Source organism: Niastella caeni (assembly GCF_004834005.1).
In the GTDB taxonomy this organism is placed as follows: Bacteria; Bacteroidota; Bacteroidia; order Chitinophagales; family Chitinophagaceae; genus Niastella; species Niastella caeni.
Map to the genome: position 1 here is coordinate 1,790,391 of NZ_STFF01000001.1, position 23,473 is coordinate 1,813,863.

Annotated in this window: 21 protein-coding genes; 12 read left to right on the top strand and 9 right to left on the bottom strand. The window is 41.8% G+C overall.

Annotated features, from left to right (window positions below; genetic code table 11):
- Positions 1–6: 6 nt before the first annotated feature.
- The 3 genes from FAM09_RS07210 to FAM09_RS07220 all read right to left on the bottom strand — a co-directional run bounded on the left by FAM09_RS07210 (position 7) and on the right by FAM09_RS07220 (position 3,255).
- Positions 7–1,290, bottom strand: coding sequence for a site-specific integrase (locus FAM09_RS07210; protein ID WP_208025490.1), 1,284 nt, complete (start codon positions 1,288–1,290; stop codon positions 7–9).
- A 505-nt stretch (positions 1,291–1,795) separates the two neighbouring features.
- Positions 1,796–2,494, bottom strand: a complete 699-nt coding sequence (locus tag FAM09_RS07215) for a LytR/AlgR family response regulator transcription factor (RefSeq protein ID WP_136576368.1) — start codon at positions 2,492–2,494, stop codon at positions 1,796–1,798.
- Positions 2,491–3,255, bottom strand: a complete 765-nt coding sequence (locus FAM09_RS07220; protein ID WP_136576369.1) for a sensor histidine kinase — start codon at positions 3,253–3,255, stop codon at positions 2,491–2,493. Before FAM09_RS07220 ends, FAM09_RS07215 begins: the two co-directional genes overlap by 4 nt.
- 221 nt (positions 3,256–3,476) lie before the next feature.
- On the opposite strand from FAM09_RS07220, the gene FAM09_RS07225 reads away from it, so the two are divergent.
- From FAM09_RS07225 to FAM09_RS07260, 8 genes are all read left to right on the top strand, one after another.
- Positions 3,477–4,373, top strand: coding sequence for an ABC transporter ATP-binding protein (locus tag FAM09_RS07225; protein ID WP_136576370.1), 897 nt, complete (start codon positions 3,477–3,479; stop codon positions 4,371–4,373).
- Between the two features lie 22 nt (positions 4,374–4,395).
- Positions 4,396–8,040: an ABC transporter permease/M1 family aminopeptidase gene (locus tag FAM09_RS07230; protein ID WP_166437045.1), complete on the top strand. Its 3,645-nt coding sequence runs from the start codon at positions 4,396–4,398 to the stop codon at positions 8,038–8,040.
- Positions 8,041–8,214: 174 nt separating this feature from the next.
- On the top strand, positions 8,215–10,134 hold the full coding sequence (locus FAM09_RS07235) for a T9SS type A sorting domain-containing protein (protein WP_136576372.1): 1,920 nt from the start codon (positions 8,215–8,217) through the stop codon (positions 10,132–10,134).
- A gap of 381 nt (positions 10,135–10,515) precedes the next feature.
- The gene (locus FAM09_RS07240) at positions 10,516–11,205 is read left to right on the top strand and encodes a response regulator transcription factor (protein WP_136576373.1); all 690 of its coding nucleotides are present in this window, start codon (positions 10,516–10,518) and stop codon (positions 11,203–11,205) included.
- 3 nt (positions 11,206–11,208) lie between these two features.
- The gene (locus FAM09_RS07245; protein ID WP_136576374.1) at positions 11,209–12,582 is read left to right on the top strand and encodes a HAMP domain-containing sensor histidine kinase; all 1,374 of its coding nucleotides are present in this window, start codon (positions 11,209–11,211) and stop codon (positions 12,580–12,582) included.
- Between the two features lie 122 nt (positions 12,583–12,704).
- The gene (locus FAM09_RS07250; protein ID WP_136576375.1) at positions 12,705–13,214 is read left to right on the top strand and encodes a hypothetical protein; all 510 of its coding nucleotides are present in this window, start codon (positions 12,705–12,707) and stop codon (positions 13,212–13,214) included.
- Between the two features lie 89 nt (positions 13,215–13,303).
- Positions 13,304–14,215, top strand: coding sequence for a bestrophin family protein (locus tag FAM09_RS07255; protein ID WP_136576376.1), 912 nt, complete (start codon positions 13,304–13,306; stop codon positions 14,213–14,215).
- Positions 14,216–14,398: 183 nt separating this feature from the next.
- Positions 14,399–14,908, top strand: coding sequence for an asparaginase domain-containing protein (locus FAM09_RS07260; protein ID WP_136576377.1), 510 nt, complete (start codon positions 14,399–14,401; stop codon positions 14,906–14,908).
- 18 nt (positions 14,909–14,926) lie between these two features.
- Here the strand turns inward: FAM09_RS07260 and FAM09_RS07265 are convergent, their stop codons facing one another.
- Both FAM09_RS07265 and FAM09_RS07270 read right to left on the bottom strand, forming a co-directional pair.
- The gene (locus FAM09_RS07265; protein WP_136576378.1) at positions 14,927–15,151 is read right to left on the bottom strand and encodes a CDGSH iron-sulfur domain-containing protein; all 225 of its coding nucleotides are present in this window, start codon (positions 15,149–15,151) and stop codon (positions 14,927–14,929) included.
- 48 nt (positions 15,152–15,199) lie between these two features.
- Positions 15,200–15,667: a hypothetical protein gene (locus FAM09_RS07270; protein WP_166437046.1), complete on the bottom strand. Its 468-nt coding sequence runs from the start codon at positions 15,665–15,667 to the stop codon at positions 15,200–15,202.
- Positions 15,668–15,791: 124 nt separating this feature from the next.
- Here FAM09_RS07270 and FAM09_RS07275 point away from each other — a divergent pair, with 124 nt between their 5' ends.
- Positions 15,792–16,979: a vWA domain-containing protein gene (locus FAM09_RS07275; protein WP_136576380.1), complete on the top strand. Its 1,188-nt coding sequence runs from the start codon at positions 15,792–15,794 to the stop codon at positions 16,977–16,979.
- 93 nt (positions 16,980–17,072) lie between these two features.
- On the opposite strand, the gene FAM09_RS07280 is transcribed toward FAM09_RS07275, so the two are convergent.
- From FAM09_RS07280 to FAM09_RS30650, 4 genes are all read right to left on the bottom strand, one after another.
- Positions 17,073–17,432, bottom strand: a complete 360-nt coding sequence (locus FAM09_RS07280) for a DUF3127 domain-containing protein (RefSeq protein ID WP_136576381.1) — start codon at positions 17,430–17,432, stop codon at positions 17,073–17,075.
- 88 nt (positions 17,433–17,520) lie between these two features.
- Positions 17,521–18,030: a hypothetical protein gene (locus tag FAM09_RS07285; RefSeq protein ID WP_136576382.1), complete on the bottom strand. Its 510-nt coding sequence runs from the start codon at positions 18,028–18,030 to the stop codon at positions 17,521–17,523.
- A 243-nt stretch (positions 18,031–18,273) separates the two neighbouring features.
- Positions 18,274–18,543: a hypothetical protein gene (locus tag FAM09_RS07290; RefSeq protein ID WP_136576383.1), complete on the bottom strand. Its 270-nt coding sequence runs from the start codon at positions 18,541–18,543 to the stop codon at positions 18,274–18,276.
- A 192-nt stretch (positions 18,544–18,735) separates the two neighbouring features.
- Positions 18,736–18,888, bottom strand: coding sequence for a hypothetical protein (locus FAM09_RS30650; RefSeq protein WP_153825444.1), 153 nt, complete (start codon positions 18,886–18,888; stop codon positions 18,736–18,738).
- Positions 18,889–19,309: 421 nt separating this feature from the next.
- Here FAM09_RS30650 and FAM09_RS07295 point away from each other — a divergent pair, with 421 nt between their 5' ends.
- From FAM09_RS07295 to FAM09_RS07305, 3 genes are all read left to right on the top strand, one after another.
- On the top strand, positions 19,310–19,780 hold the full coding sequence (locus FAM09_RS07295) for an Lrp/AsnC family transcriptional regulator (protein WP_136576384.1): 471 nt from the start codon (positions 19,310–19,312) through the stop codon (positions 19,778–19,780).
- A 4-nt stretch (positions 19,781–19,784) separates the two neighbouring features.
- Positions 19,785–20,792: an EamA family transporter gene (locus FAM09_RS07300; protein WP_136576385.1), complete on the top strand. Its 1,008-nt coding sequence runs from the start codon at positions 19,785–19,787 to the stop codon at positions 20,790–20,792.
- 356 nt (positions 20,793–21,148) lie between these two features.
- Positions 21,149–23,467 (top strand): penicillin-binding protein 1A, encoded by a 2,319-nt coding sequence (locus FAM09_RS07305; RefSeq protein ID WP_136576386.1) that lies wholly within the window; start codon positions 21,149–21,151, stop codon positions 23,465–23,467.
- Positions 23,468–23,473 lie beyond the last annotated feature (6 nt).

Consider the following 23,473-nt stretch of genomic DNA (forward strand, 5'->3'; position numbering starts at 1 on the left):
AAAAAACTAAGCAGGTTTAGGCTGTGATCTTACCTTACTGATGACAGCATCCAAGGCTTCGTCTGCATCTTCATGGATGAAGTTTTGCTGGTAATTTATCGTCGTTTTCACGTCCGAATGCCTGTAGAGCTTTTGCAGCTTTTGAATGTCTACAGTGCCACCCGCTAAAGTCGCGAATGTATGGCGGGCAATGTGCAAAGTGAGTTTCTTATCTATCCCGGCAGCAGGAGCAACATGTTCTTTAAGGAATTTATCAAGCGCGCTGATCTTGAAACCAATCGTCCGCTTTGTGACAAACTGATCGCTGAGGTCAACACCCTTTAATTCAGGGAACACCATGTCGTGTTTGTTCTCCTTGAATTGCTCATAGTATTTAAGGATGCGGGCGGCTTGATCGGGGACTTTCAACGACCCCGTTTTTTTATTCTTGCCCATCGTGTAATACAACCGCCCGTCCTGAAAATCGGGCCACTTCAAGCGGAAAGCATCGGACGCCCGCATGCCAGCAAAATAGAACAGGAACAACCACAGTTTCCGGGCATGTTCATACCGGGGGTCAGATAGTTCTATGGTTTCAAGAGCAATGACTTCCGCCCGTGAAAGACCGATCTTTGTTGTTTCAGGAAAAACGATCTTGAAGCCCTTTTTACCGAAAGGTGTCAGTTTTTCATCTACAGCGCCCTGATCCCTTGCGAATGCAAAGACGGAACGGATTGTGACAAAATGATTGACCACCGATGTTTCGGCCAAGCGTTTTTTCTTTTTCCCTTTGGGTTTGTATTCTGTCTTAAGCCAGGTTTCAAAACGCTGGAGCAATCCCACGGTCAAATCTGAAAAGGCAAGGTCTTGCCCATGCAGAAATTCCCTGAAATGCTTGATCCGGGGCCTTTCGGACATATAGATGTTATAATTTGTCGCCTTTGCTACTTTCAGGTATTCTTCGGCCTGCTCAAAAAATGATACCCCGGTTTTCGGTTTGATCTTTTGCCGAATAGCTTTGGCGCTGGCTTCAGGCTTCTTTGTTTCAATATCGAGCGCGTTGTCAGTCGCTTCGGCCAGTTTTTTGCGAAAAAAATTATTGAGGCGATGATGGTTAGGATGTGATTTTTTTACCTGTCCCTTTTCGTCATCCCAATGTTGTAAGTCTATCCTACCAATCGTGATAAGGGAGGGGAACCGATCTTTGATGATCTGAATTGCGATTGGATAGGTGCCGTCCTTGTTTTGCTTTTTGCGCCGTATGATGCTGACTGATGCCATTAAATTCTTGCCCTCCTGATTCGAGGTCAAGCAATCTAATGTTTTTGACTACGCTGTGCGTTTATTCGTCGCGCGTTAAGGTGTGACTATCAGTTCGTTGTGCGAGTATTAAACCAAGTGAAATCATTTGAGCATCAAATGAAAAAAATTTAATTTCGGCCCGAGCAAAGAATTTTGTGCGGTCTAACACGGTCGTTTTAGGTCTAACATAGGTCTAACAATGGCGTTGTTTTTATGGTTTGATGTGAACTAGCTTTTTGAATGCACTATTGATAATCAGCGTTTTGAATCCATTTGAAACCTAATTAAGTCATTGATTTTACTCTGAAAATCCTTGTGTCGGCGGTTCGATCCCGCCCCACACCACGAAAGCCTCTGATTAAAGTCAGAGGCTTTTTTTATATTCTTTGAATCAAAAAATGTCGCTGATTTAGGATCAGATTGAATTTCTGAGGGATTAAAGTAAATCGTGTATTGTTTCGATACAGCAAAATTCGCCACAGCGTAAAAGGACTGAAAGCGGAATTAAATAGGTTTAACCTAACAACCTATTTATATACGTCTTATACATTTTGCCAATTGGTACGCTATGATCCCCGATCGATATTTGATTTCCTTCAATACTTTTGATGTGTTTTGGAGCTATTGCAAATGACCTATGCACTTGCAAAAAGTTCTCAGGAGGCAAAGAATTTAATAAAACTGCGAATGTTTCTCTTATCAGAATAGCGTCATTTCCTGTAACCACTTTCACAAAGTTACCGGCAGCTTCCAGAAAAAGAATATCAGCAATACTCACCTGTATATATTTATTATCCGATCGAAGGAAAATGGTAGCAGATTGATTGCCGGCCTGAACGTTTTTAGGGGCCGTAGATGGTGCTGAAGCGCCCACTGCCTTATTTACTGCTTTCACAAAGCGCTCAAAGCTGAAAGGCTTCAGCAAATAGTCTACTACATTGAGCTCGTACCCCTCCAGTGCAAACTCCTGGTATGCCGTGGTAACAATCACTCTGGGTGGAGACTGCAAGGTTTTAAGAAATTCAAAACCTTTCAATTTTGGCATTTTGAGGTCCAGAAAAATAAGATCTACTGTACGTTCATTCAGGTATTCCAATGCCTCAATGGCATCATAGCAGTTCTTCTGCAATATCAAATTGGGCAGCATATCGCAATAACCCTTGATAATGTCATGGGCTATGTGCTCATCGTCTATTATCAGATACTTGATCATAAATTCTTCAACCTTAGTTCTGCCAGGTATTCACCATTATGTTGAGCCAGCTTCAATTGATATTTGTTTTCGTAAGCTAACTCCAACCTCCGTTTCAGGTTGTTTAAGCCAATGCCAGGCCGCCCTTCAGGCGCCATCGAATCATCAAAATTATTCTTTATTTTAAAATGAATTTCATTATCCGCAGCGGTAAGTGACAAGTGAACAAAAGCCTTATCACGCAGATTTTCCACCCCATGCTTAAACGCATTCTCCAATAATATTATAAACAGCAGGGGCATAACCATATAACCTTCCTTTATATCCACCTGAAAGTCTACGTCTATTTTTTTATGATAGCGCATTTTGTGCAATTCAATATAGTTGTTGAGGTATTCAACTTCCTTTTCAAGCGTTACCCGCTCATTGTCCGCTTCATAAATGCTGTAACGCATGAGATCTGAGAGCTTAAGCACAAGTGCTTCCGCTTTCTTTGGATCGCTTTTGATCAGGCCATACAAATTGTTAAGTGTGTTAAAAAAGAAGTGTGGATTTACCTGGCTCTTCAGATGCAGCAACTCGCTTTTTTTCCGCTCATGTCGCAATCGAACAACTAAAATAACCTGCCATATTAACCAGGGAATAAATATTAATACAGTAAAGAACAACGCTGCAATTGTGAAATATAGTTCATACTCCTCCATTACAGCAGCCATCACCAATAACGTGAAATAAAAGAAGGCTATAAACGGCAGACTATACTTTTTTAAGAACACTGTCATATTCAAAAATAGGCAGTTGAAGCCAATAAATGTAGTGAACGACCGCAATTGGATCAATAAATGGGATGAACAACCCTGAAGTGATTTCGAACAGTTAATAACTGGTGATGAAATTACTTTGACCCCGTTCAAATGCTGTATACCAGCTTCACGGGTGGCTTGAGCACACTTATTTGGAAGGCCCCTTATCGAACATTAGGTTTGAGATAAATAAAACGGAAATGGAGACACTTACAATATCGGGACTATCAAAAACGTACACGAACGGAGTTCAGGCACTCAGCAATGTTTCGTTAACTATCCCGGTAGGAATGTTTGGGCTTTTAGGGCCCAATGGCGCCGGTAAATCAACCTTTATGCGCACCATAGCAACGCTGCAGGAACCTGACAAAGGCACAATCATATTAGGAGAAACAGACGTTCTCAAAAACAAGCATCAGGTAAGAAAAAAACTGGGATATCTGCCGCAGGAGTTTGGCGTATACCCCAGGGTATCTGCCGATGTACTATTAAACCATCTGGCGGTGCTTAAGGGAATCACCAATAAAAAAGAACGAACAGAAATAGTCAAAGCGCTGCTCTACAAAACCAACCTCTATGAGAAAAGAAAGAAGAACCTGGGAAGTTACTCAGGCGGAATGAAACAACGCTTTGGTATTGCTCAGGCATTGCTCTTAAATCCTACATTGCTCATCGTTGATGAACCAACAGCAGGACTTGACCCCGCGGAAAGAAATCGATTCCATAATTTGCTCAATGAACTAAGTGCAGCAACAATTGTGATCCTTTCCACACACATTGTGGAAGATGTTAAAGAACTCTGCACCAGTATGGCCATTATCTGCAATGGTAAAGTTCTTTTGACCGGAAATCCTCTACAGGCCATTGAGGATATAAAAGGAAAAATATTCAGCAAGGTTATTAAAAAAAGTCAACACGAGACTTACAACGAGCAATATACGATTATCGCAGACCGGCTTTTCCAGGGCAACACCGTCATTCACATATTCAGTGACGGTGATCCGGGCAACGGATTTAAACCGGTTGAAGCCGATCTGAGTGATGTGTACTTCTCTCAGATCTTTGGCCAATTTACATCTGTTAAAAAGCAATATTGATTCCAATCCTAACACTTTCTTCATGCTGTTCGAAATATTCAAATTCGAGATCAATTACCGTATCCGCCAGTATAATACCTACCTCTATTTTATCATTCTGTTCCTGTTTTCCATCGTGGCGGTGGATTTCATTTTTGAAGGTCAACTCGGTCCCCTCAAACGAAATGCTCCAATAATCATCGCAAGAACCATGGGTATCAGCTCCGCGCTGCTTCTAATGATACCCTCTATGATCATGGGAGTGGCTGTGCTGCGGGATTTTGATCACCAGATGGAATCATTGCAATTCGTCAATCCTATTAAGAAAAGCGACTACCTTCTGGGCAGGTTTCTGGGATCTTTCGTGATCCTGGTTTTCATTTTCACGGCAATTCCATTCGGAATGATGGTTGGCGATAGGATGCCCTGGCATGACCCGGATAAACTTATACCATTTGATTTTTGGCATTATCTTCAGCCGTTCCTTTTTTTGGTGGTCCCAACCTTGTTCTTTAGCGGCTCTCTCTTTTTTGTTACCGGAGCATTAAGCCGGAAATTACTCATCGTATATATTCAGGGATTTTTTTTCCTGATTGTTTATCTGGTGGCGATCAATCTGGCAAAAGGTTCTGACAATCCATTCCTGACGGGTCTTCTCGAACCTTTCACCTTTCAAACAGTACCCATAGTTACTTCTTCCTGGAGCGTCATTGAGCGCAACACTGCCATAGTGCCCATAACGGGAATGCTGCTTTACAACCGATTGCTCTGGATAGCGCTCGGAATGCTCACCCTTGTGATCGGACATCATTTATTCAGCTTTCATGTGGTGAGGGATAAAGCAGCATCCAGAAAAAAGAAAAAAGCCGGGGAAACGGAAAATAAGAAGCTAAATCCCTGTACGATGGAAAACCAGCTTCAGCAGGCGCAGTCGGCACCCATGCCATTGGTTTTTCCACAAACAGGGATACAAGCCAATGTCGTTCAGTTGTACCACCTTACTCTTTTTAGTTACAAATCGATAGTTGCAGCAATTTCTTTCTGGGCTATTGTTCTCTGTGGAATGGGAATTTTGTTCATCAATTCATTCAATCTCGGCACCTCCTATGGGGTGAACAATGTGCCAGCCACCTACATTATTGCCGGCGAATTGGTTGAACTCACCTGGATCTTCTTCGTGGCAATCATTCTTTTCTATTCGGGTGAACTCGTTTGGAAAGAAAGAGATACCAGGATCAATCTCCTTTTTGATACACTACCCATATCGAACCTGATAAACTTAAGCGGCAAATTCCTGGGACTCATGCTTACACTGGTTCTACTGATTTTTACAATGATAGGTACAGGTATGCTGTTCCAGTCGCTCCATGGTTACTATGAGTACGAACTGGATGTTTATTTCGCAGCCTTTTTTGTTGAGGTATTCCCTTTTCTGATTTTGCTAGGTATTGTTTGTTTTGTTTCCCAGGTGCTGGTGAATAACAAATATCTGGCACATTTGGTGGTACTTATATTTATCGGGATAAGTACTGTTGGATGCAGGGTGCTGGGACTGGATCACGGCCTTATTACTTTTGGCGGCTCCCTGCTAACCACTTATTCCGACATGAATGGGTATGGTCACTTTTTAAAACCCTATCTGTGGTTCAAAGTATATTGGATTTCCTTTTCTCTACTCCTTTTTATGATTGCAGTGCTTTTTTCAGTAAGGGGTACTGAGGCCGGATTCAGGAGGCGTTGGCAACAAAGCCGGGTCCAACTTACGGCTCCTGTAAAGCGAATCTCAATGACTGCGATAATTATCTTGATTTTGTCCGGTGGATATATCTTTTATAACACCAATATTGTAAACAGGTATGCATCCCGGGCCACCCAACATAAGTACCGGGCTAAATATGAACAATTGCTAAAGCCGCTTACGTCTCTTCCTCAACCCAGGATAGCCGCGGTAAATCTGAATCTGGATCTGTATCCGGGTGAAAGAGCCTATTCAGTTAAAGGACAGTACATATTGTTCAATCCGGCAGAAAAAGCCATTAATGAAATACATATCCAGAAGCTGCCAGCAGACCAGGTACAACTGGAGTACCTTACCGTTGAAGGAGGAGCCATTTTAGATAGCACATACAACTATTATGGATATCATATTTTAAAACTTAATCAGCCATTGCAACCGGGAGACTCTTTGAAAATGGAATTCAAACAGCATTTTACATCCATTGGGTTTGCAGAGCGCCCAAATACCTTTGTAGTATATAACGGCACCTTCCTCGATAATTATCATTTTCCAACAATTGGCTACAATCAGGATATTGAACTGGAGGATGCAACTATTCGTGCGGAATTCGGATTGAAACCTCAGCTTAAAAGGGCAAAGATCAACGACTCCGCAGCCCTGCTTGAAGGTAAGTCGAATGGCGATGGAGAAGAGATCGATTTTGAGATAATAGTCAGTACAGACTACAATCAGTCAGTGGTGGCCCCTGGTAATTTAAAAAAAACCTGGGCCGAACAAGGCCGGCGTTATTTTCATTTTGCCTCGGATAAACCGATTTCGAATTTCTACGCTATCCTTTCAGCCCGGTATGAGGTCCTCAGGAAATTTTGGTATCCGGATAAAGAAAATATTGCCATGGAGATCTATTACCATTCGGGACATATCTTTAATCTTGATCGAATGATGAATGGAATGAAACAGTCGCTGGGTTACTACAGTAAGCACTTCTCTCCCTATCAATATCAACAGATGCGTATCGCGGAAACTCCGGCCTATAGCGGCAGGGGGCAATCCTTCCCCGGGCTAATCTCAATTTCTGAGAATGTAGGATTTATCATGGATATTGATGATACAACAGATATGGACATGCCTTTTTTTATCGTAGCGCACGAAATGGCTCATCAATGGTGGGGCGATCAGGTTAACCCGGCCAACGTTCAGGGTAAGACTATGGTCTCAGAATCCTTAGCCCAGTATTCGGCCCTTATGGTATTTAAAAAAGAATTTTCTGAGCAGAAGGTTAAAAAATTGCTGAGATGGAATATGAGGCAGTATTTAAAATACAGATCCGGAAAAGCCATGCATGAAACTCCGCTTTCGTTAGTAGGGTCCAAACAAGAATATATACACTACAACAAGGGGATGATCAACCTGAATGCATTACAACATTACATCTCTGAAGATAGTGTCAATAAAGCGTTACAGCGTTTTATCAGGGATTGGAACAGTTATACCGGATTGAAAAAGCAACGTACTGACCGGTATCCTACTACAAACGATCTGCTGGGTTACTTCAGGGATGTTACCGCCGACAGCATGCAACATATTATCCAGGATTTGTTTGCATCCGTTATACTTTATGATAACAAATTGCGCCATGCGGAATATGAAAAAGTTTCTGAAAAACAGTATTCGGTGACTGTGACGCTGGATATGAAAAAAATGCGAATAGACAGTTTGGGCAATGAAAATTCCGCAGCCATTAAAGATTGGATCGAGCTGGGTATATATTCAGAGGATGTACACGGGAAAGAGAACCTTGTTCTCTTAAAAAAGATTATGATCAATTCAACACAAACAACACTGAAACTATTCGTTCCGCAAAAGCCTGCGAAGGTCGTACTGGACCCCAATTTACTTTTAATTGATAAGAACATGGCCGACAATGAAAAGTCGTTTAATAATCTTTGACCACAACATTGACCACAACCTGTATTCCATAATTCTTTTAAAAATAAAATATTCACTTATCGCTAATCTAAGTATATACGTGTAGTTATTACATATAACTGTTTTTCCGTTTTTCCTATTCCGCTAGTTTTGGGCTTCCATTATTTAAGCGCCTGATTTAACGATCAATACCTGATGAAAACACCAGTAACCTATTTCTTTGTTGCCCTGCTTACATTGGCCACATTGTCTGCCTCCGCTGTAAATTATTATGTAGATCCTTCTTCTTCAGGATCTAATCTGGGAACAGTCAATGATCCCTGGAAATCTATTGCCGATATTCCCGAGTATGTTAATTATTTCCATCCCGGGGATACTGTCTTTTTCAAACGAGGCCAGCAGTATGCGGGCACGCTTTCTATCAACAGCTCAGGCAGCAGTGCTGCCCCCATTGTATTCATGCCTTACGGCTCAGGCAACGCACCTGTTTTTCAGTATAACCTGGCCAACACAACAGAATCCCTGATCTACAACCGGGTAATAATACGGCTATACCAGGCAAATTATGTGGTGATCGATGGTTTTGAAATGAAAGATGCCACGATGTCTGAAACCGATCACACTATTACTGCCCATGTAGGATATGGAGTGTACACCTATAATAGCTCTCATAATATAATTAAAAACCTTACCATAACCCGATTGGGCGCAGGCATAGCCATAGATGGCGGAAGCCAAAATACAATTACCCATTGCAACATCCGCAATCTGCGTATGATACTCAATACGCCCGATGTAGCCTGGGACGATTTTGGCGCAAATGGAATAATCGTAAAAGGTTCTGATAATATCATTACACACAATCATATTCAGGATTGCTGGGCCCCCAGCTATGATTATCAGATAGACGGTGGTGCTATAGAAATGTATGGCCCTATATCCAATAACAAAATACTGTACAATACAGCCAGTGAAAACCTGGGCTTTATGGAATTTGGCAGTGGGAGCGCAGGACAGGCGCTCAATAATGTTGTCGGGTACAATCTTTCAATCAACAATGGACATGTTTTTTGGCTCAATACAGAAGGAACATATAGCCTGGATGTGCGTAACCTGCAGTTCTTCAATAACAACATTATCGAAACACATGCACACCGCCTTCCTGATGTAAGAAACCTGATAGGCATATCATCAACGCCTTCAGTTTCGAATGTCCTGACGATGAAGAACAATATTTTCTGGCTCACCACTCCTATGAACATCACAGACCCGGTAACGCAGCCATTTAACGGACCGCAGCTTATTCATCAAAATAACCTGTTTCATTTGAGCGGCGGAAGTCTGGGATATACGCTGGAAGCTTCAGAACAGAACCTCAATCCGGCAGTATCCCTGTTCGCAGACATTACCTCTTCCCCTGATCCGGTTTCATGGAATTATAATCTGCAACCAGCCTCTACCGCCATTAATTTTGGGCAAACAACCGGAATTGATAAAGACTTTTATGGCCAGGCCGTTCCCATTGGCGGCGCTCCTGATGCAGGAATTGCAGAAAGCATTTCCAGCGTACTACCTTTACAAATCCTTTCCTGCAGCGGTTTCAGGGGTACAACCGGAAATATTATAGAATGGGAAACTACCACTGATAAGGCCGATCACTTTGAAATTGAAAAAAGCAACGGTGGAAATAATTTTAAAACAATCGCAACAGTTCCATACAAACCGAACCCTGGTTCAACTACAGTAAAATATGAATTCACAGATAAGGATATGTCGAACGAGATTCTGTATTACCGTATTAAAGCAATTGAACCTGGTACCCAGGGTTTTTATTCTAAAATCATCAGCATAAAGAACACTTCTGCTACAGATAATATGATCGTGTCACCGAATCCTGCCCGGGATTATGTGTACCTGAAAATTCCCGGAAATGATTTTCTCAATAAAGAAATGATGCTCGTTAATATGGCTGGTATGGTAATAAGAAAAGAAAAGTTTAACAATTCTGGCAGCCAGGTACAACTAAACGTAAGCATGTTGCCACCCGGCGCATATATTATTAAACTTACTGACTATAAGACTGGCAAAAATCATAGCACCCGGTTTACAAAATAACGTAGTTATCGTCCACAACCCGAAAGAAGGTCGCAGAGATGTGGCCTTTTTTTATGCCTTTATGTAATCCGCCCTTTGCCACTGAATTTAGAGTCCCTTTTTTATTAAACCCCGATAAAAAACCGCTCTCGCTTTACAGAATTCTTTTTCTTTGCCGGTATATGAATTACCTGACAGCCATAATTGGGGAAGAAAATGTCTTTTGGTACTTTTTTGGGTTTGCAGAATACCTGTGGGTTAAGGAGTGATAGCACCGTACTCCCTATTTTTCCCAATAAATGCCACACTGCTTACCGTTTCATCGTTCGTAGTTATTTTTGCTTCTTTTTAGGACCGGGCATTTTTAGTACTTTCAAAATGATCCTTTAAATAATTGCAGGCATGAAGATCCTTTTAGTTGAAGACGAAGCGGCGTTGGCCAGTATGCTGAACAAAGGACTTAAAGAAGCTGGTTATGAAGTAACCGTAGCGCCTGATGGCCTTATTGGCCATGAAATGGCTATAAAAAACCAGTTCGATGTAATGATCCTCGACATTATGTTGCCGGGCCTGAATGGCATGCAATTATGCAAACAATTAAGGAGGCAACAAATAGATACACCCATACTGATGTTAACCGCATTGGGCACTACAGAAAATATTGTGGCCGGCCTCGACAGCGGCGCTGATGATTACCTGGTGAAACCTTTTCATTTTGCCGAACTGGAAGCCCGGCTTCGAACACTGGTACGGCGTAAATCTCCCGGCAATAATGGAACTTCCGACTTACTTCAAATTGGTACGCTTACGCTGAACACCAGCACCCGCTCTGCCAGTTTGAACGGAGATCCCGTGAACCTAACCGCAACAGAATACCGTTTGCTTGAATTTATGTTACAAAATCGTGGCCGGGTACTGAGCCGCATGGAACTGCTGGAAAATGTATGGGGAATCGATTTTAACATGAGCACCAATGTGGTGGATGTATATGTAAATTACCTTCGTAAAAAAATCGATACTGATCCTGCACAGAAACTAATTCATACCATGATCGGTATGGGCTATATCCTTAAAGAAGATAAAAAAGGTTAACAGGTGAAAATACAAACACAAACCGCCCTGCTCTTTACTGTGTTAACGGCATTGCTGATCCTGTTCATCAGCATAACCACCTATTACTTCGTTAGCCGGTTTGCTTCCAACGATTTCCTTAAACGGCTTGAGCTGCGGGTAAGGGTAGCTGCTAAACTTCGTTTTGAGCAAAACAAAATATCTACTGATACGTACAAAGAATTGCGGCGGCAATACCTGGAAGTGCTGCCACAGGAGCAGGAGTATTTGCTAATATGGGATTCCGCAACGAATGTTATTCATCCACAGGCACAATCCAAATTACCCAAATCATTTTACCAGAAGATTATAGCCGCACAAGGCAATACAGTCTTCATACATAAGAACAAAGTTCATTATGCCGGCATTTTGTATCGTGATGAAGGTCATAATTACCTGGTTATAAAATCAGCGGTAAACGAATATGCAAACACGTTGTTGTACACCCTGGCCAGGGCAAAGATCGCCACGTTTGTGGTTGGCGTATTACTGGTATTTACTGTTGGTATTTTCTTTAGTCGCAAAACATTTCAACCGCTGCGGCAGCTTATCAGCAAAGTGCAGGACATCAGTGCGCATAACCTGCACCTGCGTTTGGAAACTAAAAAAGGAAAAGATGAAATGACCGAGCTGGCACATACGTTCAATACCATGCTCGACCGCCTGCAAACAGCTTTTGAAACACAAAACAATTTTGTAAGCAATGCATCACATGAATTGCGTACACCGCTAACAACTATAATTGGCGAAGCTGAAGTAGCGCTCAAGAAAGCCCGCACCGACGAAGAGTACCGGCAAAGCCTGCAGATAATTTTAAATGAAGCCGGTAAACTCGACCATTTGACCCACAGTTTGCTTGCTTTAGCACAAAGCGGATTCGACGGCAAAAAACAACGCCGCAGCCTGGTAAGAATGGATGAATTATTGTGGGAAGTAAAACAAGCGGTGGATGAACTGCACCCCAACAACCGGGTACAACTGCATTTGGGCGAACTGCCACCTAATGAGCAGCAGCTAGCCGTGGAGGGAAATTATCATTTATTAAAACTGGCGCTTACCAATATTGCCGTCAATGCCTGCAAGTATAGCAATAACCGGCCGGTACAGCTCTCCTTACAGGTGGTGAAAAAAAAGATCAGAATTAGCATAATAGACGAAGGCATTGGCATTCCCGCGTCGGACCTTAAATATGTATTTGAACCATTTTACCGGGCATCTAATACCGATCGTTATGAGGGCCACGGCGTGGGGTTACCCCTAGCTCGTAACATTATACGACTTCACAATGGAGAATTAGTGATAAACTCTGTAGAAGGCAAAGGAACTGCTGTAGAAATTACGCTACATTCACAGTCTTAATTATTTTTCTAATCTAATTCTTATTACTTTTTTAATGTAATCTTAAACCCTTCTTAAGCCGCTCTAATACCATTGTGCCAGTTTTGTACTGTAAACTTCATTATTAAATTAATGTTTTCAGTATGCGCAATGTATTGGTTCACACCGATTTTTCTTCGGCTTCTTTTGATCTGGTTGAGAAAACCATACTCACCATGGGCGAACAGACTTTGAACATTACCATGTTCCATGCTTTTCAAGTCCCTTTTTTTGTAAGCGACCTCATAAGAAATCAAAGGCAGCCGTACCATGATCTGTTAACAGATTCATTTAGAAATAACTGCAAACAAATTAAACAACAGTACCCAAAGCAGGTAAATAGCATTATATTCCGCCATTTATATGGAAATACACCGGCCGTATTTCGCAATTTTGTTGATGCACATGACATCGATCTTATTGTTTATCCGGAGCCTTTTGAATTTATGCAGGTGCATCCCGATAGTGTAAACCCCGACAGCATGTTTAAGAAAAGCAGGGTACCCCTGTTACGTCAATTCAAACCAAAACGCCGGGTAGTATCCATTCCAGAGATCAAAGCGGTAGAAGAAGAAGCCGTTGCCATACTGAGATTACTGAATGCACAAAATTAAAGGTGCATCCAGGTTGGCTATGGGAGCAAAAGTATTGACTGCGATAGAAGATTGGCTTTGATTAATTCAGAACGTTAAACGCTACATTGATGTTACTAAAAAAGAATATTCCTATTGGCTACGTGTTTGGAAAAGTGAAGATAGAGTTGTTGATAATACTGGTGTATAGCTTGTCCATTGCCGTAATACATGAACTATTCCTGGTAGTACCAATAAGTATCCCATTGGCTGTGCCAGCCATTCTGGGTACAGTTATCTCATTGCTGCTGGGCTTCAGAAGTAATCAGGCCTATGATCGCTGGTGGGAAGCCCGGCAAATCTGGGGCGCTATTGTAAACGACTCGCGTACATTGGCGAGGCAAATATTGAATTTTACCGAGAGCCAGTATGAAGAAGATGAAGTGCAACAATTGCGGCAACGAATGATCCGCAGGCAAATGGCCTGGTGTTACTCGTTGGGACAAAGCTTGCGCCGGTTAAACCCTACAAGCGGGTTAGACAAATTTTTAAGCCGGCGTGATCTGGAAAATCTCAGTAGGTATAACAACGTGCCAGTGGCATTGTTAGATCAGCAGGCACGTGACCTGAAACGCGCTTTGGAAGAAGGTTATTTAAACCGTTATCAGCAAATTGAAATTGATCGTACGCTTACCCGGTTGTGCGATGCAATGGGTAAATGTGAGCGCATAAAGAATACTGTATTTCCAAGCACGTACAGCTTGTATATACACTTTTCACTTTTGTTGTTTATCAGCATGCTGCCCTTTGGTGTAATTGATTATTTTGGTTTTCTGGAAGTACCGTTGGTAGTAGCCATCAGCGCCTGCTTTTTATTGATAGAAAAAATGGCCATTCATTTGCAGGACCCCTTTGAAAATAAACCAACCGATACGCCTATGACAACCATTGCCAGCAATATTGAAAAAGACCTTCGCCAGTTGCTGCACGACCAGGAGTTGCCGGAAGAAGAACGCCGGGAAAAGTTTTATTATATTCTGTAGCGTTTACAGTATGAATGAAAGGTTGAATCATTAAATAATATCAACCGCTTTTACTCGTACGGTGAATGATTTTTAATGAATCTTCCACGTTCATTTACATATTCAATTTCTCTATGATTGACGGTCAAAGATGGGCCTATACTTGTTTTTACCTAATATCTTTGTACCATCAATCATTGCACAATGGCTATTCGCATCTTTACTACAGGTGGTACTTTTGATAAGGAATACAATGAACTGAACGGTGAGTTGTATTTCAAAGACACCCACATGCATGAACTGCTAACATTAGGCAGAAGCCGTTTACCGGTGAGTATTACACCACTTATGATGATCGACAGTCTTGAAATGACTGCTGAACACCGCAACCTTATTGCTGAAGAATGCAAGCAATGTAAAGAAGATAAGATCGTTATTACACACGGCACCGATACCATGGCCGAAACAGCCCGGGTGCTCGCGAAAAAGGTAACCGGTAAAACCGTTGTATTAACCGGCGCCATGATCCCCATTAAGTTTGGTAGTTCTGATGGCCTGTTTAACCTGGGCAGCGCGCTTGCCTTTGTACAATCGCTGCCGCCCGGTGTTTATGTTGCCATGAATGGCCGTTATTTTAACTGGGATAATGTTCGGAAAAACAGGCAGACCGGCATCTTTGAAGAACTGAAACCGGTGAATGCAGGTACTGAGTAAACAAAGCTATCTCCAGCCTTATTGTTTCTTTGGTGGCAGGCTAAAAGCTATCGCTTCATGTTCGAAATGACCTTTATGAGCGCCATCGCAAAAAGGTTTGTTTTTCGACATACCGCAACGGCAAAATGAAATTACTTCCCGTCCGCCGAGATCGTAAACATTTCCGTTTTTATCTACCACTTCAAAATCCCCTTCTACCCGTAAAGAACCATTGCTGTTTACCGTAATTTTTGTTGATGCCATTTTATATAAGAATAATGTTGAAGGCGCAAGATACAGGAAAAGGTTGCATCAATAAATTGTTTCAATAGCAGTTTCCTTACCATTAAAAACAAAATGATCTCCTGCCTTTTTATTATGTAACAGCTTCGCCAGTGGTGCTTGCGGAGAAAGATAAATAATCAACTTTCCCTCTATGGTTTGCTTACCCAGTCCGGCTGCAATAAAAAAGATCATTGCCCAGCACTCAATGCAGGCGCCGGAAGTTGCCATCTGATAAATAATATCTGTTTTTACTTCGTGTAATAAGGCTAGTTCATGAAGATGTTGCGCCAACTGCTTCGAATACATTTCTTTTTCCAGTTGGTTCATGGCCCTGGCGGTTTCATACTTATCACCTGCAGAACTTTTTTCTTCATTATTGGCTGCTTCCTGTGCATTGTTGATCAGGGTTTTGGCAGCCGCTATTCGTTGCTCAATAATTTGCTGGCCAGCCAGCTTCAGTTTGTTTTTAAATGTTATTTTTTCGGGTTCCGTCACAGCCACTAATTTAGGTGAAAACCAGCCAATCCCTGAATTTGTTAAAATAATCTAAAAGCAGGCACATATTTAAAAAGGGCTTATGTAAACAGAAAAAAGGCGCATCAGGTATAAAACAAAGTTTATGAACACCCTGTATAAGCTGTTTGCAAGTTGCCTTTTGATCATGGGCGCCATGACGCTCCTGTATTCAAAAAAACCGCCTGTTACCCAGGCAAAAAGAATCGTAAAGCCTACCCCACCATCGCCTGCGGCCCACCCTCATAAAAAAGTACAGGTTGCGGTGTTGCTCGATGTAAGCAACAGCATGGACGGGCTAATAGAGCAGGCCAAAGCACAATTATGGAATATGGTAAGCGTACTGGGAAAAGCCACCTGTAATAATGCTACTCCGGCCATAGAAATTGCCCTGTACGAATATGGCCGGCCTACCAACGATGCACAGGCTGGTTATGTAAAACAGATCAATAGTTTTACCAGCGACCTCGATGAAGTTTCACGCAACCTGTTCAGGCTTACTACCAACGGCGGTAGCGAATATTGCGGCCATGTGATGTACACATCCCTTACCAAACTTGATTGGGATACCGATCCCGGTAATTATAAAGTTATTTTCATTGCCGGTAATGAAGATTTTTTACAGGGCGATATTTCCTATACGCGCGCCTGTGATGAAGCCATGAAAAAAGGGGTTACCATAAATACCATTTATTGCGGAGATAGAAGCAAGGGTATTCAGGAACACTGGAACCTGGGCAGTGAATGCGGCGCCGGAAGTTTTACCAACATCAATCAGAATGCCGCCATAGTTGATATCCCTACGCCTTATGATACCATCCTGTTTATGTTGAATATTAGATTAAACGCTACTTATATTGGTTATGGACGCGCTGGAAGCGCCGCCGTTTCAAAACAAGCTGAAGTTGACAAACTTAATTACAGTATGAATAAATCAGCGGCCGCCCAACGGGTATCTGTTAAAGGGAAAAAGGATGTATACAATAATTCAAGCTGGGACCTTGTAGATGCCAGCCGCACCGACCCTGCCATTGTTGAAAAAGTAGAGCTTTCTACCCTGCCCGAAAACCTGAGATCAAAAAGCCGTGTAGAGATCAAGGAAATTGTAAAGTCAAAAAGTGATGAACGAACAGCTATACAAAAGGAGATCGCGGAGGTATCGGTAAAAAGAGAAGCGTTTATTGCTAAAGAAAAAACCCGCCAAACAACGAGGAGCAATGAACAAACCCTGGAAAGTGAAATTGAAAAAATACTCAGGCAACAGGCTAAAAAATACAACCTGATCATTCAATAAAATATAAACAAGGACGGTTCTCACTATAAAAACAAGCGGAGGTAGCTAATTCATAAATTAACTATCTCCGCTAATCTTTTTAAATCAATCTGCTTAAAATGGCAGATCATCATCGCCGGCGGATGATGATTCAAAAGTTCCGGGCATATCATTGTAGCTGGTATCTGCTGCCGCTGCGCCTGCTCCGGCTTTTTTAGAAACCATTTTCCAGGCTTTTACATCGGTGTACCAACGACCATTATATTCCCTGCTCTCCACATCAAAAGAAACATCCACCATATCGCCGGTTTTAAAGCTGCCCATATCAATTTTATCGCCCCATACAGCGATACATATTTTTTTAGGATAAGTGTCGCCGGTTTCAAGAATAAACTCCTGTTTCTTCCAGGTGCCGTTTTTCCCCTGACCGGTTTGAACCTGTAAAAATTGAACAATTTTGCCGCTGATATCCATAATTAGTATTTTTCTGTTATACCCTTGCCAAAGGTATGTTTACCATTCACATTTTCTGAAAACTTATCGCACAATTTTTTAACAGGTATTAAAAAGAAAGATTGTCCGGATCAACATCTTCTCCGTCGTCATTATACTGATCTTTAAGCCCCAATTCTTTACAGGTGCACCATTCGTTAAACGGGCAGGAAGGCGGGTCGTAGGAACAAAATTCAATGGTTTCAAATCCATTTTCCACAATTGCTACTTTTCTTTCAAGCACACTGACCAGCAAGCTGTATTTTCTGGAAATGGGCAATTTATCAGGCATTTCCACACCAATATTCCAGGTGAATAGCAACCTTTCAAATGCAAGGCTCACTGCCGCCATTTGTTCATTCGATAATTTCTCCACTGGCGGAAATTGCTCTTTTTGCAAACCGCTATAATAACTGAAATCATGCTCAGGTTCATTTTCAAGCCAGCGCTCTACTTCTTCAAAGTATCGCTCAATGGCTTCCATATCGTTTTCTGCAGAAATAGAAGAGTAAGTTTCGGGTTGTTCTTCCCGGCACGCTTCGGCAATATCTGAAAGAAGGTGGTTAATATAGGACTGCATACAATTAAACTTCAATTATGCAAGCATAATCGTATTTAGTAATTATAATGAAATAGGACTGTTTTAGGCTAAAAGTTTTGTTTTTCGGATGCGGCTTTGATTGAGTATAACAATGGAATAGGATGTACAATGACCAATACCGTTATACCCGTTATATATTATATGGAAAGTTAATAATTATTGTAATAAAAAAAGCAGGAATTTAACATCCCTGCTTTCATTAAATAATTTCAAAATAATTCTTCAGGCTGCCATTCTGCTGTATAACTGATGGCCAATGGCCTCAGCAACTTTAGGTGGAATATTAGTCGCGGCAGATCCCCGGTCGATGGCCGTTATTCGTTTCAATCCCGGATGCCATCCGAAAATATACACAGGACTCCCATTTACACTTACCCGGTATTGTGTTTCCATAGTATACGTTTGAAATGAGGTGGCTTTTACAAAAAAAGGAATGTCATCAACCATCATTTCAAACTCCTCTGTTCTTGTTGCATTTTTCTTAGTTTTCATAAGAAATCTCCCTTTTAAAATGTAATGAATACCGCTAATTTCCCAACAACTATGCCGGAATAGCCGTATCATGCCAATCAATGGCCATGTACTTTTTCACATTTTTATGCGGAGATCTTACGAATTAGCGCAATATGATTTATACCCGTAATAAGTGGGCAGTAAAAACAACAAATTGAGGAAACGATAACCCTATGAGCCTCTTTGCGCGCGGCCGGCTACCCGGGTTGATTTAGCAGCTCCTTTACTATTGCTTTTTCCTTTAGTTGGAATGGGAGATTGTTTGCCTGCAGTTTGATTGCCCTTCTTTTTGTCTTTATTCTTATTAGTATTAAACAGTGACATATAATTCAATTTTAAGCTGGTAAAGTTACGAAAGCCATTCAAATTTGATCACGTGCCTGCAAGTGTTCAATATAACGAATTACCAATTACAAACGTATGCAACTCTGTTTTATAATCCGGAATTTGTGAATCTTTTACCAAATGAAAAAGTCATCCTGCAACAGATGACTTTTTCTTTTTCATGGCTAAAATTCTAATACTGAAAACTTAAAACGTAACAACTGAGTTGCACATGGATTTGCTTCCTGCCCACCGTATACTAACGCTCGTTATTCCATAATCACCTGTAATTCAAACAATAACACCATGCCACCGTCGATTATTCGGCAACTCACCACAAATTTACAATAAATTTCTTAAAATATTCCAATCTTCAGAATTTTATTCAGAAATACCCTAATTTTACAGAAAATTCATCGGAATGGATGTCGTTTTAGATAATACCGATTTGCAAATCCTGGAGCGCATGCAGGCGAATGCCCGCATTTCAAATGCCGATCTGGCGCGTGAACTAAATATGGCTCCATCAGCCGTTTTGGAACGGGTAAAAAAACTGGAGCAAAAAAAAGTGATCCAGGGTTACACTACACAGATCAACCCAACAACAGTTCAGCAAAAATTGCTGGCATTCATTTTTATTCGCTCTTCAGAAGGTTTTACCTGCAGCAGCAACACGGCCCAGGCATTAGCAGCTATCCCTGAAGTGCAGGAAGTACATCACATAGCCGGTGAAGATTGTTACCTTATTAAAGTTCGTACAGCAGATTCGTCGTCATTAATGAACCTGATGCGTACTCAGTTACAACATATCCCAAACATCGCATCCACTAAAACAACCATCGTTTTGGAAACTGTGAAAGAGCAACAACAATTGGTGATTCCTAAAATTTAACCTTATGTCGAATGAATTAAAAAGAAGCGCTTCTCCCGTAATGGTCGTAATTGCCTTTGCTACCGTGTACCTGGTATGGGGCTCAACGTATTTTTTTATACAACGCGCTGTTGCAACCATTCCGCCTTTTATCCTTGGTGCTATCCGTTTTATTATTGCGGGTGCAATATTATTGGGCTGGTGTATGTACAAAGGAGAAAAAATATTTAACTGGTCGCACATAAAACCCGCAGCAATTAGTGGTTTGCTGATGTTATTTATTGGTAACGGTGCTGTTATCTGGGCCGAATTATCACTGGCCAGCTCACTGGTAGCCGTACTCGTTTCATCGGCGCCCATCTGGTTTGTTGTATTGGATAAACCAAAATGGCATGAAAACCTTACCAGCCGTCCGACCATATTAGGATTGATCGTAGGTTTTATAGGTGTGATCTTGTTATTCAGCGAACAAACTTCCAAAGCATTGGGCAATGGTAATGGGCACCAGGTAATTGGATTGATCGTATTGATCATTGGCGCCATGAGCTGGGCTGGTGGCTCTTTATATTCCAAATACATGTCAACCTCTACCTCTGCAACGGTAAATTCCGGTTGGCAAATGATGGCTGCCGGTATAGCCTTTATCCCAAGCAGTTTTGCAAATAATGAATGGAGCACATTCAATATAGAAGCAGTAACAGCCAGTTCCTGGTTTTCGCTGGTATACCTGATCACGATGGGTTCATTGGCAGGTTATAGCGCCTATGTGTGGTTATTGCAAGTGAGGCCGGCCACCCAGGTTAGTACCTATGCTTATGTAAACCCGGTTGTAGCTGTTTTATTGGGCGTACTATTTGCCCATGAAACGATGACCATACTGCAAATAGTTGGCTTAGCGGTTATTTTGTTAAGCGTATTGTTGATAAACATGGCAAAATATCGTAAAGAAAAAAAGGCAGGACCGGGGCAACCCGCTTCGCCCATAAATAAGAATATTACTATTCCTTCACCCAGGCAAAAAGTGGTGATCTAAGTCGTAAGTAATAGTTCACAGGATAATGCCGGCCGGTCGTGCTTTCACGAAGTTTAAGTGACGCATGATCGGCCGGTTTTGCTTTTGGTGCGTTTATTGAATTGGCTCTTACATTTTGTGTTAATTCCGGTTGAAATACCCTGCCGGTGGCAGTTTAATTGTATATTGTGGCGAACCCCTGAACGCAGAACCCCGCCAGGGCGGGACAGGCGCAGAACTAAATACCAAGAACTAAAAACTTAGAACTTTTCTCCCCTACCGTTGAAAATAATAGGGCTTATTACTATTTTTAACACTGTACCTTAATATTAGCATTATTAACATTCAACGAACACTGTACCTATAATCTCTGATCTATGAAAAAGGGTGTAAAAATCTTCTGGTGGGTCTTTTTTAGCGGACTAATATTGGGAATCTTGTTTATTGTTGCCGCCAATGTTGGTTTGTTGGGCAAAATGCCTTCCATTAAAGAATTATCAAATCCAACCGCACTTATTGCCAGCCAGGTGTATGCCGAAGATGGCAGCCTCATAGGAAAATACCTGATCGAAGACCGTATTGATGTGGAATACAAAGACATCAGTCCACAAGTGATGAATGCGCTGGTGGCTACGGAAGACGAACGTTTCTTTAAACATAATGGAATAGATGGCCGTTCCCTGCTGCGCTCTTTTGCCTCTTTTGGTACCAGCGGTGGCGCCAGTACCATCACCATGCAAACAGCTAAAAACCTTTTCACTGAGGGTTGGAGCACCCGTAATATCGCCGTTCGCGGAATTCAAAAATTAAAAGAAGCCATCATTGCTGTAAAGCTGGAGCGTAATTTTTCGAAAGAAGAAATTATTACACTTTACCTGAATACCGTTGCGTTTGGGGATAATGTTTATGGAATTAAAAATGCCGCCAAAACATTTTTCCAAAAAGAACCGGATGAGTTAACCACTTCCGAAGCTGCCGTACTGGTTGGTATGTTGAAAGGTGAGATCTACAATCCCCGTCGCTTTCCCGACAGAGCAAAATCAAGAAGGAATACGGTATTAGGACAAATGGTTAGAAGTAATTTTTTAACTGAAGCAGAAGCCAGTGCATTAAGTAAAGAAAATATAAAACTGAATTATAAAAAGCTGAATGAAAATACCGGGTTGGCGCCTTACTTCCGCGGCGTGTTGGGAGAAGAATTAAAAAGATGGTGCAAAGAAAATGAGAACCCTGCTACCGGCAAGCCTTACAACTTATATAAAGATGGGTTGAAAATATATACCACCATCAATCCGCGCATGCAACAGTATGCTGAAGAAGCGGTTTCAAAGCACATCAGCTACATGCAAAAAATATTGAATGCGCAAAAGAACATTAAGAATGGTTCGGTTTGGAAAGAACACGAAAATGTGCTGGAAGCAGCCATGAAGCAAAGCGATCGCTGGAAGAGTATGAAAAAAGAAGGCGTTAGTGAAGATGATATCCGCAAATCCTTCTTTGTGAAAACGCAAATGAGTGTTTTTGCGTGGAACGAAAAGCGGGAAATAGATACGCTAATGACCCCGTATGATAGTATTAAATATCACCGGCAAATGCTGCAGGCTGGTTTCATTGCCATGGACCCGCAATCAGGCGCTATAAAAGCCTGGGTTGGTGGTATTGATTTTAAAACATTCAAATTCGATCACGCAAATATTAATACCAAACGGCAGGTTGGTAGTACCATTAAACCGTTATTATATGGTCTGGCTATTGAAAACGGCGGCTTTACACCTTCTACACCGGTTGAAGATGTACAACAGAATTTTGAAGGTTTTGGTCCTGTGCCTGCTACCACAGCCTCTTGTTCCAATCAAACCATGCCAATGGCCGAAGCATTGGCTCAGTCACGCAACTGCGCAACGGCCTATATCATGAAACAACTGGGCAACAAAGGCAATGATGCAGCCGTACGGTTTGTTGAATTTTTGAAAAATTGCGGGGTGAAAACCGATATTGAACCCGTGCCTGCTATTTGCCTTGGTAGTGGAGAAACCTCACTGTATGAAATGATGCATGCTTACAGTATGTTCCCCGCTGGTGGCTTTTCTGTAAAACCCATGTACCTCACCCGCATTGAAGATAAAAATGGCAATGTGTTGCAAACATTCACTTCAGAGCGTAAAGAAGTGATAAGTACCGCTACTGCATATAACATCATTACTATGATGAATGGTGTTATGAAATACGGTACCGGTAAACGTTCTGCCAGTTATGGTATCAATGTTTCAAATGTTTCGGGCAAAACTGGTACAACCAATGATAACAGCGACGCCTGGTTTATGGGCTATTCACCGCAATTACTTTGTGGCGTATGGACGGGTTGCGATGATCGTTTCATCCGGTTCAGCAGCACCTCAGTTGGTCAGGGTTCTTCAGTGGCATTACCGGTTTGGGCTTACTTCTATGTAAATTGTTTAAAAGATAAAAACACGGGGCTTGATAGTAAAATAGCTTTTGCAAAACCAGAAGGAATGGTAGCAGATACTTTGATCGACTGGGCTAAAATGAAACCTGTACTTGATGAAGGCGCCCAAAGCACAGGTGGTGGAACCACTGCTGATGATTACGGAGCCATGCCAACGCAACCCGCACCGGCGTCTGGCAAAAAAGACAGTGTGTCAAAAGCAAATGTGCCGAAGCCAAACGACTATTAGTAGTAA

Excerpts from the sequence above, each read along its gene's own strand:
- FAM09_RS07255 (WP_136576376.1), top strand. The coding sequence starts at position 13,304 with ATGTTACTAAAAAAGAATATTCCTATTGGCTACGTGTTTGGAAAAGTG.
- FAM09_RS07265 (WP_136576378.1), bottom strand. The coding sequence starts at position 15,151 with ATGGCATCAACAAAAATTACGGTAAACAGCAATGGTTCTTTACGGGTA.
- FAM09_RS07220 (WP_136576369.1), bottom strand. The coding sequence starts at position 3,255 with ATGACAGTGTTCTTAAAAAAGTATAGTCTGCCGTTTATAGCCTTCTTT.
- FAM09_RS07240 (WP_136576373.1), top strand. The coding sequence starts at position 10,516 with ATGAAGATCCTTTTAGTTGAAGACGAAGCGGCGTTGGCCAGTATGCTG.
- FAM09_RS07280 (WP_136576381.1), bottom strand. The coding sequence starts at position 17,432 with ATGGATATCAGCGGCAAAATTGTTCAATTTTTACAGGTTCAAACCGGT.
- FAM09_RS07260 (WP_136576377.1), top strand. The coding sequence starts at position 14,399 with ATGGCTATTCGCATCTTTACTACAGGTGGTACTTTTGATAAGGAATAC.
- FAM09_RS07295 (WP_136576384.1), top strand. The coding sequence starts at position 19,310 with ATGGATGTCGTTTTAGATAATACCGATTTGCAAATCCTGGAGCGCATG.
- FAM09_RS30650 (WP_153825444.1), bottom strand. The coding sequence starts at position 18,888 with ATGTCACTGTTTAATACTAATAAGAATAAAGACAAAAAGAAGGGCAAT.
- FAM09_RS07285 (WP_136576382.1), bottom strand. The coding sequence starts at position 18,030 with ATGCAGTCCTATATTAACCACCTTCTTTCAGATATTGCCGAAGCGTGC.
- FAM09_RS07215 (WP_136576368.1), bottom strand. The coding sequence starts at position 2,494 with ATGATCAAGTATCTGATAATAGACGATGAGCACATAGCCCATGACATT.
- FAM09_RS07225 (WP_136576370.1), top strand. The coding sequence starts at position 3,477 with ATGGAGACACTTACAATATCGGGACTATCAAAAACGTACACGAACGGA.
- FAM09_RS07290 (WP_136576383.1), bottom strand. The coding sequence starts at position 18,543 with ATGAAAACTAAGAAAAATGCAACAAGAACAGAGGAGTTTGAAATGATG.
- FAM09_RS07250 (WP_136576375.1), top strand. The coding sequence starts at position 12,705 with ATGCGCAATGTATTGGTTCACACCGATTTTTCTTCGGCTTCTTTTGAT.
- FAM09_RS07300 (WP_136576385.1), top strand. The coding sequence starts at position 19,785 with ATGTCGAATGAATTAAAAAGAAGCGCTTCTCCCGTAATGGTCGTAATT.
- FAM09_RS07230 (WP_166437045.1), top strand. The coding sequence starts at position 4,396 with ATGCTGTTCGAAATATTCAAATTCGAGATCAATTACCGTATCCGCCAG.
- FAM09_RS07275 (WP_136576380.1), top strand. The coding sequence starts at position 15,792 with ATGAACACCCTGTATAAGCTGTTTGCAAGTTGCCTTTTGATCATGGGC.
- FAM09_RS07305 (WP_136576386.1), top strand. The coding sequence starts at position 21,149 with ATGAAAAAGGGTGTAAAAATCTTCTGGTGGGTCTTTTTTAGCGGACTA.
- FAM09_RS07235 (WP_136576372.1), top strand. The coding sequence starts at position 8,215 with ATGAAAACACCAGTAACCTATTTCTTTGTTGCCCTGCTTACATTGGCC.